We start from the raw sequence: 15,416 nt of genomic DNA on the forward strand, positions 1-15,416 counted from the left end.
GCCCGCTATGACCGAATTGTCGGCACCGCCGACTTCATCTGAATCGTCGGCTCAGCCGACTTCATCTGAATTGTCGGCACCGCCGACGGCGACCATCAAAGTCGCCGCGATCGGCACCGGAAACGTCGGCCGTCATGCGCTGACCCAGCTCATCAAGGATCCGCAGTTCGAGCTCACCGCCGTATGGGTGTCCTCGGAGTCCAAGGCCGGCAAGGACGCCGGAGAGCTTGCGGGACTGGATATCTCGACGGGTATCACCGCCACCACGGACCTCGATGCCGTGTTGGCGACCAAGCCGCAGTGCGCGGTCTACACCGCCATGGCCGACAACCGCCTGCCCGATGCGCTCGAGGACTACCGGCGCATCCTTGCGGCCGGCGTCAACGTCGTCGGCAGCAGCGCGGTGTTCCTGCAGCACCCGTGGCAGGTGCTGCCGGATGAACTGGTGAAGCCGATCGAGGATGCGGCAGAAAAGGGGTCTTCGACCATATTTGTCAACGGCATCGACCCCGGCTTCGCCAACGACCTGCTTCCGCTCGCTCTGGCCGGTACCTGCCAGAGCATCGAGCAGATCCGCTGCATGGAGATCATCAACTACGACACGTACGACAGCGCCACGGTGATGTTCGACGTCATGGGGTTCGGCAGACCCCTCGACGACCTGCCGATGCTGTTGCAACCCGGTGTCCTGAGTCTCGCCTGGGGTTCGGTCGTCCGGCAACTGGCGGCAGGCCTCGGCGTCGAACTCGACGAGGTGACCGAGACCTACGTGCGCGAGCCCGCGCCAGAGGATTTCGACATCGCGTCCGGCCACATCGAGAAGGGCACTGCGGCGGCACTGCGCTTCGAGGTCCAAGGAAAGAAGGACGGCAAGGTTGCCGTCGTGCTCGAACACGTCACGCGGTTGCGCGACGACCTCCGTCCCGACTGGCCGCAGCCGGCGCAGGAGGGCGGCTCCTACCGCATCGAGATCACCGGCGAACCCTCCTACGCGCTGGACCTATGTCTGAGCAGCCCGAACGGCGATCACAATCACGCCGGACTGGTTGCAACGGCCGCCCGCGTCGTCAATGCGATCCCTGCGGTGGTCGCTGCCCCAGCGGGCATCACAACGACGCTGGACTTACCCCTCGTAACTGGAAAAGGGCTGTACGCTGTGAACTAGCCGGGGATTTCCTTAGAGAGAGGCGCGCCTATGCGGACCACACTTCGATACTTCGCTCCGCTATTTGCCGTTGCCGGAGTTGCAGCCGCAATTTTGGCCGCTCCCGCGGCCGGTGCCCAGTCGAACTCAACGCTCCCACAGTGCGTCCAAACCGGTGGCGGTGGAGCCTTCTCCGGCTCTTCGACCGAGTGCGCATCGCCGGGCAACGTGCAGATCAACGCCACGCCTCCGGTGTACGCCGGCCCGTGGGGCAACATGTGGGGCAACGACGGCTATTACTTCCCCTGATCGGGGTTATCGCCAGGTTTCGCCACGACCCAGGTGACGCTTCTTCGGGTCCATATTGGGTGTCTCACAACACTTTTGCAGGTATCTGAACAGGGTGCCGCGTCGACGTATCAGTCTTCGTCCGATGACAAGCTCTGTGATCCGGCATTGTTGCTGGATGGTGGCTACCACCACTACCGCGGCCTTAAGGAGGCCCACGATGCGGTCGAGAATTCGTTATTCCGCCATGATTTTCGCGACGGTGGGCGCATGCGCCTTCGTCGTCACGCCTGCCGCTGCGGCGGCACCCAGATGCGTCAACATCGGCCCGACCACCACGCAGTGCGAGACCAATGGCAGCGCTCAGATCGTCACCTCGCCCCAACCCGTAAACAACTGGGGTTGGATGCCATGGGGCACCGGCGGCCTGGTCATCGGGCTCGGCGGCTTCGATTGGTGAGACGCCCCTAGTTCACGTCGGCTGCAGTTTTCGGCAGATTTCGGCTAACCTAACTTTTCTATTCGCATTTCCGATAGAAGGTGGGTTGGTTGTCCGAGGGCGCCGACGTGAAGATGCGGCCGAGCTGGATGCTGCTCGGCCCGGCGTTCGTCGCCGCCATCGCCTACGTCGACCCCGGCAACGTCGCCGCCAATGTCAGCGCCGGCGCGCAATTCGGCTTCCTGTTGGTATGGGTCATCGTGGTGGCCAACACGATGGCCTGCCTGGTCCAGTACCTCTCGGCGAAACTGGGTTTGGTGAGCGGGCTGTCGCTACCCGAGGCCATCGGCACCAGGATGCGACGCTCGACTCGGCTGGGTTACTGGCTGCAAGCCGAATTAGTCGCGATGGCAACGGATCTCGCCGAGGTGATGGGTGGTGCGATCGCGCTGTACCTGCTCTTCGACCTCCCGCTGCTCACCGGCGGCGTGATCACGGGAGCGGTGTCGCTGCTGCTGCTGGTGGTCAAGGACCGCCGGGGTCAGCAGATGTTCGAGCGTGTGATCACCGGCCTGCTCCTGGTAATTGCGATCGGATTTCTCACCAGCCTGTTCGTCTCACCACCACCGGCGGACGAGGTGGCCGCCGGGCTGGTGCCGATGTTCGCAGGTACTGAGAGCGTGCTGCTGGCGGCGGCGATGCTCGGCGCGACCGTCATGCCACACGCGGTTTACCTGCACTCCGGCCTCGCGCGCGACCGCCACGGCCATCCCGAACCGGGCCCCATGCGCCGCATGCTGCTGCGCGTCACCCGATGGGACGTCGGAATCGCGATGGTCGTCGCAGGTGCCGTCAACCTCTCAATGCTGCTTGTCGCGGCGACGAACCTGCAGGGACGCGACAACACGGATTCGATCGAGGGCGCGCACGCCGCGGTCGGCGACACGTTGGGCCCAACAGTTGCGCTGCTCTTTGCGATCGGACTGCTTGCGTCGGGGCTGGCGTCCTCGTCGGTGGGCGCCTATGCCGGCGCAATGATCATGCAGGGCCTGCTGCACGTGTCGATGTCGTTGGTGGTGCGACGGCTGATCACCCTTGCGCCAGCGCTGGCGATCCTGGCAATTGGTGTCGACCCGAGCCGCGCGCTGGTGTTGTCCCAGGTCGTACTGTCCTTTGGAATTCCGTTCGCGCTGATCCCGCTGGTGCGTCTGACCAGCGATCGCGCTGTGATGGGCGACGACGTCAATCACCGTGTGACCTCAGCTCTTGGGTGGCTTGTCGCCGGATTGATTACTGTGCTCAACGTGGTGCTCATTTATCTGACCGTGACGGGCTGAATGCCGCATACCTACTTCGCCTACGGGTCGAACCTGTGCGTTCGACAGATGGCGCGGCGGTGCCCGGGCGCAGTCGATCCCCGGCCTGCCACGCTGGCCGACCACGACTGGCTGATCAACGAGCGCGGGGTGGCGACCGTAGAACCGTTCGACGGCTCGCAGGTGCACGGTGTGGTGTGGCAACTGACCGATCACGACCTCGCCACCCTCGACAGCGCGGAAGGCGTCCCGGTCCGTTATCGCCGGGACCGGCTCACCGTGCACACCGATGACGGGCCGTACCAGGCGTGGGTCTACATCGATCACCGGGTCGAACCGGGGCCGCCGCGGCCGGGGTACCTGGAGCGCATCGTCGACGGCGCGCTACATCACGGCCTCCCGCAGCGGTGGATCGACTTCCTGCGGCGATGGGATCCCGCACAGTGGCCGAGCAGCACCGTCAAGTCGAGTGCTCTTGCTCCACAGTCACTTTCGGAGTTACTGGCCGAACCGGGAATCACCGAAGACGTGGCGTTGCGATCGCGATTCGGATTCATGGCAATCCACGGCGGCGGCCTGGAGCAGATGACCGACGTCATCGCCGAGCGCGCCGCCGACGCCGCGGACGCGTCGCTGTACGTGGTTCGCCATCCCGACCACTATCCACACCACCTGCCGTCGGCGCGCTATCACGCCGCGGAGTCCGAGCGGCTCGCCGAGTTCCTCGGGCATGTCGACGTGGCGGTGTCGCTGCACGGGTATGGCCGGATCGGCCGCAGCACGCAGTTGCTCGCCGGCGGCCGCAACCGTTTACTGGCCGAGCACCTCGCGCGCCACGTCAGGGTGCCGGGCTATCAGGTCATCACGGAGCTCGGCGCGATCCCCCGCGAGCTTCGGGGCCTACACCCGGACAACCCGGTCAACCGCGTCCCCGGGGGCGGCACCCAACTCGAACTCACCCCGCGCGTCCGCGGAATCAGCCCGCGCAGCCAATTACCTGGCGACGACGGCATCTCTCCCGCAACCTCGGCGTTGGTACAGGGGCTGGCCGCAACCGCACGCTCATGGGAAGCGCCCACGGCTTAGAGCCATCCGGAACCACCCTCGCTCCGAATACCTGATGTGGAAAGTTCCAACCCCCTCCAACGATCCGTCGCGGTCATCGGCAGCGGCGTGTCCGGCCTGGTCGCCGCATATGTCCTGGCACAACGCGACCGCGTGACCCTCTACGAGGCCGACACCCGGCTCGGCGGCCACGCCCACACCCACCGGATACCGCTCGACCACGACGACGGCCGCACAATCGGCGTCGACTCGGCCTTCCTCGTGCACAACGAGCGCACCTATCCGACGCTGTGTCGACTGTTCGACGAACTCGGCATCGCCACCAGGGAGACCGACATGTCGATGTCGGTTCGCGACGACGCGAGTGGACTCGAATACGCAGGCGCCCGTGGGATCGGCGGGCTGTTTCCATCGTGGTCGTCGCTCACCCGTCCGCGCTACCTGTTCATGCTGGCCGAGGTCAAACGCTTCCACCGGGAGGCGCTGCGCCTCCTCGAGAGTGACGAGGACAACGCGACGGTCGGCGACTTCCTCGACCACCACGGCTTCTCCCAGTACTTCATCGACCACTTCATGACGCCGCTCATCGCGGCGGTGTGGTCCTCTCCTCCTGGCCAGTCGCTGCAGTATCCGGCGCGCTACCTGTTCGTGTTCCTCGAACACCACGGCATGCTGTCGGTCTTCGACTCCCCCACCTGGCGGACTGTGGTCGGCGGCTCGGCCACTTACGTGGAAGCGGTGGCGAAGTTCATCGACGAGGTGCGCCTCGGCGCCGCGGTGCGCTCGGTGCGCCGGCTGCCCGACGGTGTCGAGGTGTCCGACGAGATCTCGGGGCCGCGACGTTTCGACGCGGCCGTCATCGCCACCCATCCCGACCAAGCATTGCTGATGCTCGCCGAGCCGACATCCGCCGAACGATCCGTGCTCGGCGCCATCGGGTACAGCACCAACCAAGCGCAACTGCACACCGACGAGTCGGTGCTGCCGCGGCATCGACGCGCCCGTGCGTCGTGGAACTACCTGGCGACCGCCGACGACGCACAGGTGATGGTCACCTACGACGTGACCCGACTGATGCGGCTGGGCGGCGGCCGCCGGTTCCTGGTAACCCTAGGTGGCAAACACCGCGTCGACCGCGGGACCGTGCTCACCGAGATGACCTACAGCCATCCGATGTACACACCGGACTCCGTTGCCGCCCAGAAGCTTTTGCCAACCCTGGACGACGATCGCGTGGTGTACGCCGGTGCCTATCACGGGTGGGGCTTCCACGAAGACGGCGCGGCATCTGGACTGCGGGCCGCGCGACGCCTCGGCGTCGAATGGCAGACGCTCGTCCGCGAGGCGGTGCCATGCTGACGCCCGCCATCTACCGCACGCGGATCACTCATCTGCGTCGCGCCCCTGTGCATCACTATTTCGAGCATCGCGGGTACAGCTGGTATGTCGATGTCGACGACTTGCCGAAGCTTCCTCGATGGCTGCGGCCGTTCGCCCGGTTCGACGTTCGCGATCACTTCAGTGAGATCGACGGGCCGAACGACACACTGCGGCAACGAATCGACGTGTTTCTCGCCGAGCGGGACATCGACTTACGAGGTGGCCGGATCACCGCGCTGCTCCAGGCCCGGGTACTCGGGTACGTGTTCAATCCCATCAGCCTGTACTGGTGCCACGACGCGGACGGCACGTTGCGGCACGTCATCGCCGAGGTACACAACACCTACGGCGGACGCCATGCGTACCTGTTGCCACCCGACAGCGATCACCCCGCGATCGTGATGAAGAAGCTGTACGTCTCTCCGTTCAACGAGGTCGACGGCCACTACCTGGTTACCGCACCTCGGCCCGACGAGAACCTCGACGTGCGAATTTCGTTGCACCGCGAGAATCAGCCGGCATTCGTCGTCACCATGCGTGGCAACCGCAAACGCGCAGGCATCGCCGAGATCCTCCGACTGCAACTGGTGGCGCCCGTCGCTCCGCTGATGGGCGCGATCGGAATTCGGATACAAGGCATCACACTCTGGTTGCGACGGGTTCCCGTCGTACCGCGAACCGATTCCGGCCACGTGCCGCGTACGAAGTCCCGCGACCAAGAAAGAGTCAACCAGTCGTGAGTATGGATCTGACGTTATCCTCACCGGCCACAATTGATTCCGAGAGATGGCCCGCCGTGGCTCGGGTGCCCGGCGGACCGGTCAGCGCCGCAACGGGCGCTGTCGCGGACCGGCTCTTCCGCCGCGCGGCGGCACGGTTACCGATACGCGTCGTGTACCCCGACGGCACAGTGGTCGGCGCCGCCGACCCCACGCTGCCGACAATGGTGGTGCATCGGCCCGCGGCGATGGTTCGCCGAGTCGGTCGCTACGGGCTCATCGGATTCGGCGAGTCGTACATGGCCGGCGATTGGAGCTCCTCTGATATCGCGGGTCTGCTCACCGAGTTCGGCAAGCGGCTGACGGAGCTTATTCCTCCTGTCCTGCAGCGATTCCGCCCCCTCGCGGTGGTCCGCCAGCCGCGGTCACAGCACAACAGCCGTCGACAGGCGCGCCGCAACATCGCCGAGCATTACGACCTGTCCAACGCAATGTTCGCCGAATTCCTCGACGAGACGATGACGTACTCCAGCGCGCTTTTCGACGTCGTGCCCGCCGACGAGTCGACCCTCGCCGACGCGCAACGCCGAAAGATCGACCGACTCCTCGACACCGCGGCGGTCGGCCCGGGCAGCCGAGTGCTCGAGATCGGCACCGGCTGGGGCGAACTGTGCATCCGCGCAGCGGCGCGCGGCGCCCACGTCCGTTCGGTCACCTTGTCAGCCGAACAGCAGCGACTGGCTCGGCAACGGGTGGCTGCTGCGGGTCTGTCCGACCGAGTCGAGATCGACCTGTGCGACTACCGCGACGTCGAAGGCCGCTATGACGCTGTGCTGTCGATCGAAATGGTCGAGGCCGTCGGATACCGGTTCTGGCCCACGTACTTTCAGACTCTGGATCGGCTGGTGACGCCTGGCGGACGGGTGGCAATTCAGGCCATCACGATGCCGCACGACCGGATGCTGGCCAGTCGCAACACTCATACCTGGATCCAGAAGTACATCTTCCCCGGCGGCCTGCTGCCGTCGACCGAGGCGATCATCGGGATCACCGAGTCCACTACCCGGCTACGCACCGTCGACATGTTCTCCCTGCAACCGCACTACGCCGAGACGCTGCGGATGTGGCGGGAGCGTTTTGTCGACCGCCGGGATTCTCTGGCAGAGTTGGGTTTCGACGATGTGTTCCAGCGGATGTGGGAGCTTTACCTGGCCTACTCCGAGGCCGGATTCCGGTCCGGGTACCTCGACGTCTATCAGTGGACGTTCGCGCCGTCGGGGCACCGGCCATGAATTTCCTGGTCGTCTCTGCGGCGTCGCTGGCCATCGTCATCGTGGTTCACACCACGACATTTCTCATCGGTCGCCGGATCGGCCGCTACAACATCGTCGATGTCGCGTGGGGTGTGGGTTTCGTCGCGGTGGCGGCCGTCGCCGCATTCGTCGGCACGGGTGATCTGTTTCGGCGAATCCTGCTGCTGGTCCTCGTTGCGGTGTGGGGACTGCGCTTGGCATGGCACATGATCGTCAAGTCGGCGGGAAAGGGCGAGGACCCGCGCTATGAGGACCTGCTGGGCGGTGACTTCTCGGCGGGTCATGTGATTCGCAAGATCTTCCTGATCCAGGGCGCGGCGACTTGGTTTGTTTCGCTGCCGCTGCAACTTTCGGCCGTCCTTGGTCCGACGCCGCCAATCGTGACCCCGGTGCTGATCGCCGGCGTCGCCGTGTGGGCACTCGGCCTGCTGTTCGAAGGTATCGGCGATCACCAGTTGCGTCAGTTCAAGGCCGACCCTGCCAACAAAGGCGTCATCATGGACCGCGGGCTGTGGGGGTGGACCAGGCATCCCAACTACTTCGGCGATGCATGCGTGTGGTGGGGACTGTGGCTGGTGAGCGTCGCGGGCTGGATTTCGCTCACCACGGTGTTGTCGCCGGTGGTCATGACGTATTTTCTGGTATACGCCACCGGTGCCCGCCTTACCGAGAAATACATGGCGGACCGCGATGGGTACGATGAATATCGTTCCCGTACTTCATTTTTCGTACCTCGACCGCCTAGATCGCGAATACCGTGACGCTCATAGCGGCTGTCGATAGGCTACGGCTTGTGACAACGGACCTCGACCAGCTGTTGCGCCAGGTGGCCCGGCAGGACGTCGACGCGTTCGCGACCTTCTATGACCAGACCCGGGCGCGGGTATTCGGCCTGGTCACGCGCGTGCTGCGCGATCCCGGCTATAGCGAAGAAACCACCCAGGACATCTACCTGCAGGTGTGGCGCACCGCTGACGCATACAACCCCGCTGCGGGCTCGCCGCTGGCGTGGTTGATGACGCTGGCGCATCGCCGGGCGGTGGACCGCGTGCGCTCCGAACAGGCCGCCAGTCAGCGTGAGTCCCGCTACGGCGCCGCCAACGTCGAGCCACCGTCGGACCAGGTGGCCGATTCGGTGATCGGCAGCGACGAGCGGCGCCAGGTCGCCGATTGCCTCGGCTCTCTGACCGACACACAGCGAGAGGCCATCCAACTCGCCTACTACGACGGCCTGACCTACGTCCAGGTATCCGAGCGGCTGTCGGCCAACCTCGCGACGATCAAATCGCGGATGCGCGACGCCATCCGCGGCCTACGCCGATGCTTGGGGGTCGCATGACTCAGCCCACAGACGACCTGACGGCCCTCGCGACCCCATACGCGCTGCACGCGATACCGGAAGCCGAGCGCGCCGACATCGAACGACGTCTGGCGGATGCGCCGCCCGAGGTCGCGCGGGCCTTCGACGACGAAGTCCGCGCGGTACGCGAGACCATGGCAGTGATCTCGGCCGCCACCGCTGTCGAGCCGCCGTACGAACTCCGCGATCGGGTTCTCGCCGAAATCAATGCGGCGCCAGTAGTCCCGCTGCGGCGCAAGCCCAGGCCCTGGCGGGCGACGATTCTGGCCGCCGCGGCCGCGGTCGTCATCGGACTCGGGGCCCTCGGCATCGGACTGGCGCTGCGACCTGCACCGACCGTAACCACCGCGGAGCAGATCTTCGCCGCGCCCGACGTGCGAACCATTTCCGGTGACATTCCCGGCGGCGGAACAGCGACGGTGGTCTTCTCCCGCGAGAGGGACGCAGGCGTGCTGGTGATGAACAATGTGACGCCTCCGGAGGCCGGCACGGTCTACCAGATGTGGTTGATCAACGACGACGGTCCGCATTCCGCGGGCACCATGGATGCCAAGGCGGTTGCGCCGTCGACCACCGCGGTGCTCCCGGATCTGGACGGGTCGAGCACTCTCGCGTTCACCATCGAACCGCCGGGCGGTTCACAGCAGCCGACTACGGAGCCTTTCGCAGCTCTACCACTGGTCTAGATTCCTTCGAGGGTGGCGTCGGCAGCCTCGGCGATGACATCGGCGATGTCGTGGCGACGCTGCCACGCCCGTCGTTGTCGCATCGCACCATTGCCCCGCGCGGCGATACCGTCGAGTTCACCGGTGACCAGGTCGTAGTCACCGACCGCTTCGAGCGCGGGCCGTACGCGCTCGACCATGTGGCCCAACAACTCTCGCGCCGGCGCACACTCGTGGCCTTCGGTCAGATCCAGCGCGTCGCCGTCGAGACCGTCACGGGCCGATTTCCAGTACGCGGCGCGCAGCGCATGAGCTGAAAGCGCCGGCCGCGGTAGCCCTTGCCGCTCGTCGTCGAGCGCTGTCATCACCGCCCCGCGAATCAGGGCCGCCAGCAGCACCGTCTCGGCCACCGTCGCCGGCACATCGGCGACGCGAAACTCGATGGTCGGAAAGTTCGCCGAGGGCCGCACATCCCAATAGATCATTCCGTCATCGAGCGCTGCACCTGAACGAACCAGCATCTCGGCGACGGCGTCGTACTCGTCGACGGAGTCGAACGTCGGTGGCGGTCCGGCACTCGGCCACCGCGCCCACAGGACGCTGCGCCAGCTGGCATAGCCGGTGTCGGTGTTGCGGTAGATCGCCGAGTTCGCAGTCAGCGCGAGCAACAGCGGCAGCCATGGCCGCACCCGGTTAATGACGCGTATCGCGGCTTCGCGGCTCGGCACGGCGACATGCACGTGGGCGCCGCAGATCCCTTGTTCGTGGGCGATCATGCCGAACCTGTCGGCGATCTCGCGGTAACGCGGGGTATCGGTGATCGGGAACTCGTGCGGCACGGTGGGTGGCAGGCCGACGGCCAACAGCCGGGCGCCGCCGGCCTCAGCGGCTTCCGCCGCGATGCGACGCAACCGGTGGAGCTGGTCGGCGAGTTCACCGGTGCCGCCGACGACGTCGGTGGTGGTCTCGACCTGACAGCTCGTCAGCTCGAGTTGGAGCTTCACTCCGCGCTCGGCCGAGTGACCGGCGACCGCCTTGTTGACGGCAACCGGTTCGCCCGACGCGGGTTCGGCGAGCAGGAATTCCTCTTCGACGCCGATCGTGGGATGTGCGGCCATGGTCTGAAAATTGATCCGGTCTGAAAATTGATCCGGCCCGTCGGAGGCTTGCTCACGACGGACCGGATCGGGGTGACAAGTCGGTGGTTGGTATCCAAGAGTTGAAGTCAGCGGCAGAATGATGCCCGCTGCCGACACCTGCTAAACCTCGCCGAGACGAACTTCTACGATCAACGGATGGTCAAAGATTTCCGGTTCGGTGTCGGGCTGCAAGCTGCACGTCGTCAGAAGTCGGTCCAGGACTGGGCACGCCGCGCGGAGGGCATGGGGTACGACGTCATCCACATGGCCGACCATCTCTATACGACGGCGCCGTTCCCGATGATGACGGCGATGGCGATGGCCACCGAGAAGCTCCGGGTCGGCACCTTCGTGCTCAACGCCGGCTTCTACCGGCCCGCGCTGCTGGCACGTGACGTCACGTCGCTGCGCGATCTCAGCGGCGGCCGTTTCGACCTCGGCCTCGGCGCCGGATACGTCAAGGAGGAGTTCGAGCAGGCCGAGCTGCCGTACCCGACGGCAGGCGAACGCGTCGCGTGGCTGCGTCACATCACCGAGCACATGAACGAGCACGCGGCCGACGTGCCGATCCTCATCGCGGGTAACGGCGACAAGCTGCTCACCCTCGCCGCGCAGCGGGCCGACATCATCGGCCTGACGGGCGGCTACCCGATCATCGGGGGCGCCGATCCGCTCGCCGATCGCATCGCTTTCGTGCGCGAGGCCGCGGGCGACCGGTTCGACGAGCTGGAACTCAACCTCTCGGTGATCGCTCTGCCCACCGACAACTCGGGGGTTCCGGATTTGTCGCTCGTGCGACGGTTCCTGCCCGACCTGACCGAAGAAGAGATGCTGGCCACGCCCGCGGTGTTCTCGGGCACGCCAACCGACATCGCTGACACGATCCGAGGTCTGCGCGACAAGTACGGCGTCACGTACATCACCGTGCAGCAGCAGCACGGCGAAGAGTTCGCCAAGGTGATCGCCGAACTGCGCTAGTTACAGCCAGAGGTACAGGCCGGACAGCACCGCCCAGATGGCGAAGCAGTAGACCTCGAAGATCACGCGTAGCGGTATCGGCGCGTGGCGCAGTTCCATGAAGTCCAAGCCGACGAGGCGCACCTTGATCGCCGCAATGGCCAGCACGACGATCGCCACCATCGAGCCGGTGCCGTGTTCGGCTCCGACGGCCCACGAGACGACCGTCGCCGCGACGAGGATCAACCACGAGAGGCCGGCCCGGTTGCGAACCAGCTCTGATACCGAAGGCCCCTTCATCAGCTCACCAGATACAGCAGTGCGAACAGGACGATCCACAGCAGGTCGACCAGGTGCCAGAAGCACGCGCCGCCCTCGATGGCCGCCATTCGGGTGGGGCTGAATTCGTCACGTCGGGTCTGCGTCAGCAGTAGCGCCAGTACGCCGATTCCCACGCAGACATGGAAGAGATGCAGGCCAGTCAGGATGAAGTAGTAGAGAAAGAAGTTGTTGGCTCCGGGCCCATGGCCGCTGGTGGCCAGCGCAACGTATTCGAACACCTTGAGGCCGATGAATACCAGCCCGCACGCGATCGCCACGGAAACTGCATTGGTGGCAATGGATTTCGCGCCGCCGCGGATCGCGCCGAGCGCGACCACGATGCACAGCGAGCTGGTGAGCAGAACCAGGGTGTTGATGACGCCGACGCCGATGTGCAGCGACGTCCGCGCGACGTCGAACACCTCGGGCGCTTTCGCCCGTTCGACCATGAAGGTGACGAAGAAGACGCCGAACACCAGCATGTCGCCGAACAGGAACACCCACGTGCCGGACTCGCCGGGGATCCGCCGGGCGGATGGTTCGACCGGCACCGTCGACGCCGCCGTCACGGCGCTGCGGCCAGCTGACTTTCGGCGGCTTCCTCCGCCTTGATGGACTTCAGCAGCACGACAGTGGTGCCGATCATCCAGACAATCAAGGCGAGACCAGGCAGGTAGTAGGAGAAGGCGCCATCCCATGCGAGCGGTCCGGTGTTCATGGCGATCACGACGCAGCCAGGGAGCGACAACATCGCGACCCAGAGGTTGAGGAAGCCGTACCAGCGCGGGAATGTGGGGGGTTCACCCTTGTCGGTGAAGGACGCGATCGCCAGCGTGATGTTCTGCATGACGATGGTGCCGACGATGCCGATGAACCACAGCCAGAAGAAATCGCTGAACGCCTGGGTGATCTCCGGATCACGCTGTCCGGCTCGAAATGCGGCCGCCGCCAACGCCATCAGCGAGAACATCATCGCCGGGGTGAAGATCGCCGCGGCGAGCACCTGCGTGAGCGTGAGCATGCCCCAATGCCCTTCGGCTCGCCGCAGGCGGAGCACGATCACCGCGTGGAAGGGAATCGCGAGAGCGGCGGCGAGCAGTGCCCCGGCGAGCCCGAAACGCACCCAGAGGTTCTCGGTGGCCAGAAAGGCGTCGGTCTGCGCGGCCGTTTCCGTCGGGGACGTCGGCGGAAAGAGTTTGGCGATGCCCGAAAAGCACACGCTGTAAAGGACGATCATCGCGGTTCCACACCATGCGCCGACGCGCTGCAACTTCAGCTCCACGGCTCGGAGGCTACGGTGCGGCGAGCCGATTCGGAAGAAGTTTTGTCAAAATTGCCAAAACTGATGCTCTGGGCTGCGCAGGTCCCGGCGGTCATGACCGGTAAGCTTCCTCCGGTCAGGCCCCCGTAGCTCAGGGGATAGAGCACGGCTCTCCTAAAGCCGGTGTCGCATGTTCGAATCATGCCGGGGGCACAGTGTGATGTGTATTGCTTCGGGTGATGGTTGCCATTTCTATGTCGGTTGATGGCTGACAGTGTTTCGGCTGATGCTTTACAGGTGCTTCGGTTGATGCTTGACACTCCCTGAATGAGGGAGTTGAGCGTGGCCGAGCAGCGGTATCAGGCCGTGTTGGCGGTGATCAGCGACGGGTTGTCGATCTCGCAGGTCGCTTCGAAGGTGGGGGTGTCGCGGCAGACGCTGCACTCCTGGGTCGTGAGATCCACGTTCTATAGCGGAAGTGCGAGTAGACGCCTGCAGAACGTGGATTTCGACGCCGAACCAACACCAACTCAGGCGCTGGTTTCGCGGTGTGGATCGGCGACCGGCTTCGATTCCGCAGACCCGCGCTGACGCAGGAAAATCGACAATCCGATGATCGCCGCGACCGCAACGAATTCGCTCTGCCAGTTCTGCATCGACTCGAACCAGAACTGCGCTGTCGTCACGTACCGCCATACCGAGATGGCCGGCTGCCCGTGCTGGATCTGCTCCTCGTTGAACGCGCTGACACCGCCCCATGCGTGCAACGCCCACGATGCGAAGAACAACACGAAGAACGCGATCACCAACGAATGCTCGTAGACGGCCAGCGGCCATCCGCCCCGCTTGACCGGCCACGGCGAATTCCGTTTGTACCCTTCGCGCGGATCGGCGTCTTGAGGCGCGCTCCTGGTCAACGGCTTCGACTCCGACGAGCCCCTCTGGTACAGGAACGCCGTGAGGACGACGTACATCCCCATCTGCAGGAATTCTGACTCCCAGTTCTCGAAGGTCGCCTCGACGAAGTGCCCGGTCGTCAGGTACTGCAGCACCGAGAGCTGTTCGGAAGCGCCGTGTTCCAGCTGTTCCTCGTTGTAGGTCGCGGCGCCGGAGACGATCATGCCGACGAAAAACACCGCGAACAGGCCAAGGCATGCCAGTAAGAGTCCGTTCTCGCGGACCGTGTCGCGTAGCGACCGCCTAGTCGGCGTCGCGCGGGCCACCGGTGCTCCGAGTGTCGATGACCCGTTGCGCGATGTCGGCCAACCGCACGTTGCTGTCCTGCGAAAGCCGCTTCAGCATGTCGAACGCCGCCACGTCGTCAACGCCGTAGCGCTCCATGATGATGCCCTTGGCCTGGCCGATGCGGTCCCTGGTCGTCAGGGCCGACTGCAACTGCTCGCCCTGACGACTGGCCAATATCGCGGCGGCTGCGTGCGCGGCAAGAACAGTCGCGGTCGTCTCGTCCTCGGCGCCGAAGGCGTTCGGCTTGAATGCGAATAAGTTCAGTGCGCCAGCGGTGCGGTCGGCGGTGTAGAGCTTGACCGACAATCCGCTGAGCACGCCGAGTTCGACGACCTTCGGTGAGTATTGGGGCCACCGTTCCTCGCTCCGGAAGTCTTCGGTGCGCACGATCAAGTCATCGAGCGCAGCCTGAACGCACGGCCCTTCGTCGTACTTCATCTGCAGGTCGTCAAGTGTGTGAGGCAGCTCAGAGGTGCCGGCCAAAGACTCGTACTTTCCGCTCTTGGCGACGAGCAGCACACCCGCCGTGTCGACTCCCGGAATCAGCTCCTTCGCCGTTGACGTTACGTCCGAAAGAACCTCCTCGACGCTGCGGGGGGCCGCAGCCGCGCGCGCCAACTCAGCCATCCGCTGGGCTAGATCGTGGTTCCGTTCTTCGGTCATCGCTACAGGCTTCCCAATCCGGCTGTCCGATACACGAACGTTTGCCATCTCACACATCGGGCAGTCCCAATAGAGGCTCGCGTGGCAGTCGACTTCTACGCAAGCCAAGGTTCCGTCGGTTCAGACCTGAGTGCCGACGGG

General features: G+C 65.0%; 19 protein-coding genes and 1 tRNA gene. 14 read left to right on the forward strand and 6 right to left on the reverse strand.

Annotated elements, in window-relative coordinates; genetic code table 11:
- Positions 1-7: 7 nt before the first annotated feature.
- The 11 genes from CSQ99_RS08155 to CSQ99_RS08205 all read left to right on the forward strand — a co-directional run bounded on the left by CSQ99_RS08155 (position 8) and on the right by CSQ99_RS08205 (position 9,710).
- Entirely contained in the window at positions 8-1,165 is a 1,158-nt protein-coding gene (locus tag CSQ99_RS08155) for an NAD(P)H-dependent amine dehydrogenase family protein (RefSeq protein WP_245908797.1), read from the forward strand.
- Positions 1,166-1,195: 30 nt separating this feature from the next.
- A complete protein-coding gene (locus CSQ99_RS08160) occupies positions 1,196-1,453 on the forward strand; it encodes a hypothetical protein (protein WP_099038558.1) in 258 nt (85 codons plus the stop codon).
- Between the two features lie 199 nt (positions 1,454-1,652).
- Positions 1,653-1,892, forward strand: a complete 240-nt coding sequence (locus tag CSQ99_RS08165; protein WP_099038559.1) for a hypothetical protein — start codon at positions 1,653-1,655, stop codon at positions 1,890-1,892.
- A 113-nt stretch (positions 1,893-2,005) separates the two neighbouring features.
- Positions 2,006-3,208, forward strand: a complete 1,203-nt coding sequence (locus tag CSQ99_RS08170) for an Nramp family divalent metal transporter (protein ID WP_099038659.1) — start codon at positions 2,006-2,008, stop codon at positions 3,206-3,208.
- On the forward strand, positions 3,209-4,273 hold the full coding sequence (locus CSQ99_RS08175) for a poly-gamma-glutamate hydrolase family protein (RefSeq protein WP_099038560.1): 1,065 nt from the start codon (positions 3,209-3,211) through the stop codon (positions 4,271-4,273).
- Between the two features lie 36 nt (positions 4,274-4,309).
- Positions 4,310-5,611, forward strand: coding sequence for an NAD(P)/FAD-dependent oxidoreductase (locus CSQ99_RS08180; RefSeq protein WP_099038561.1), 1,302 nt, complete (start codon positions 4,310-4,312; stop codon positions 5,609-5,611).
- Complete coding sequence (locus CSQ99_RS08185; protein WP_099038562.1) at positions 5,605-6,372, forward strand: DUF1365 domain-containing protein; 768 nt, start codon at positions 5,605-5,607, stop codon at positions 6,370-6,372. Before CSQ99_RS08180 ends, CSQ99_RS08185 begins: the two co-directional genes overlap by 7 nt.
- A 2-nt stretch (positions 6,373-6,374) precedes the next feature.
- Entirely contained in the window at positions 6,375-7,643 is a 1,269-nt protein-coding gene (locus CSQ99_RS08190) for a class I SAM-dependent methyltransferase (RefSeq protein WP_245908823.1), read from the forward strand.
- The gene (locus CSQ99_RS08195; protein WP_099038660.1) at positions 7,640-8,425 is read left to right on the forward strand and encodes a DUF1295 domain-containing protein; all 786 of its coding nucleotides are present in this window, start codon (positions 7,640-7,642) and stop codon (positions 8,423-8,425) included. Before CSQ99_RS08190 ends, CSQ99_RS08195 begins: the two co-directional genes overlap by 4 nt.
- The gene (locus CSQ99_RS08200; RefSeq protein WP_099038564.1) at positions 8,422-9,003 is read left to right on the forward strand and encodes a sigma-70 family RNA polymerase sigma factor; all 582 of its coding nucleotides are present in this window, start codon (positions 8,422-8,424) and stop codon (positions 9,001-9,003) included. The genes CSQ99_RS08195 and CSQ99_RS08200 overlap by 4 nt, the downstream gene beginning before the upstream one ends.
- Positions 9,000-9,710, forward strand: a complete 711-nt coding sequence (locus CSQ99_RS08205; protein ID WP_099038565.1) for an anti-sigma factor — start codon at positions 9,000-9,002, stop codon at positions 9,708-9,710. Before CSQ99_RS08200 ends, CSQ99_RS08205 begins: the two co-directional genes overlap by 4 nt.
- Here the strand turns inward: CSQ99_RS08205 and CSQ99_RS08210 are convergent.
- Complete coding sequence (locus CSQ99_RS08210; RefSeq protein ID WP_099038566.1) at positions 9,707-10,807, reverse strand: glutamate--cysteine ligase 2; 1,101 nt, start codon at positions 10,805-10,807, stop codon at positions 9,707-9,709. The genes CSQ99_RS08205 and CSQ99_RS08210 overlap by 4 nt on opposite strands.
- Positions 10,808-10,984: 177 nt before the next feature.
- On the opposite strand from CSQ99_RS08210, the gene CSQ99_RS08215 reads away from it, so the two are divergent.
- On the forward strand, positions 10,985-11,806 hold the full coding sequence (locus CSQ99_RS08215) for a TIGR03621 family F420-dependent LLM class oxidoreductase (RefSeq protein WP_099038567.1): 822 nt from the start codon (positions 10,985-10,987) through the stop codon (positions 11,804-11,806).
- Here the strand turns inward: CSQ99_RS08215 and CSQ99_RS08220 are convergent, their stop codons facing one another.
- Genes CSQ99_RS08220 through CSQ99_RS08230 form a run of 3 tightly spaced genes read right to left on the reverse strand, consistent with a single transcriptional unit; the run spans position 11,807 to position 13,388 of the window.
- Positions 11,807-12,085 carry a cytochrome C oxidase subunit IV family protein gene (locus tag CSQ99_RS08220; protein ID WP_099038568.1) on the reverse strand — a complete coding sequence of 93 codons (279 nt, stop codon included), beginning with the start codon at positions 12,083-12,085 and terminating at the stop codon, positions 11,807-11,809.
- Complete coding sequence (locus tag CSQ99_RS08225) at positions 12,085-12,675, reverse strand: cytochrome c oxidase subunit 3 (RefSeq protein ID WP_099038569.1); 591 nt, start codon at positions 12,673-12,675, stop codon at positions 12,085-12,087. The genes CSQ99_RS08220 and CSQ99_RS08225 overlap by 1 nt, the downstream gene beginning before the upstream one ends.
- Positions 12,672-13,388: a hypothetical protein gene (locus tag CSQ99_RS08230; protein ID WP_176560928.1), complete on the reverse strand. Its 717-nt coding sequence runs from the start codon at positions 13,386-13,388 to the stop codon at positions 12,672-12,674. Before CSQ99_RS08230 ends, CSQ99_RS08225 begins: the two co-directional genes overlap by 4 nt.
- Before the next feature lie 119 nt (positions 13,389-13,507).
- Between CSQ99_RS08230 and CSQ99_RS08235 the strand changes: the two genes are divergently transcribed.
- A tRNA-Arg gene (locus tag CSQ99_RS08235) sits at positions 13,508-13,580 on the forward strand.
- A gap of 114 nt (positions 13,581-13,694) precedes the next feature.
- Entirely contained in the window at positions 13,695-13,958 is a 264-nt protein-coding gene (locus CSQ99_RS31270; RefSeq protein ID WP_245908799.1) for a helix-turn-helix domain-containing protein, read from the forward strand.
- On the opposite strand, the gene CSQ99_RS08245 is transcribed toward CSQ99_RS31270, so the two are convergent.
- Entirely contained in the window at positions 13,898-14,590 is a 693-nt protein-coding gene (locus tag CSQ99_RS08245) for a DUF6766 family protein (RefSeq protein WP_099038570.1), read from the reverse strand. The genes CSQ99_RS31270 and CSQ99_RS08245 overlap by 61 nt on opposite strands.
- On the reverse strand, positions 14,568-15,275 hold the full coding sequence (locus CSQ99_RS08250) for a GAF and ANTAR domain-containing protein (protein ID WP_099038571.1): 708 nt from the start codon (positions 15,273-15,275) through the stop codon (positions 14,568-14,570). The genes CSQ99_RS08245 and CSQ99_RS08250 overlap by 23 nt, the downstream gene beginning before the upstream one ends.
- Between the last annotated feature and the right edge of the window lie 141 nt (positions 15,276-15,416).

Source organism: Mycobacterium neglectum (genome assembly GCF_002591975.1).
Classification (GTDB): Bacteria; Actinomycetota; Actinomycetes; order Mycobacteriales; family Mycobacteriaceae; genus Mycobacterium; species Mycobacterium neglectum.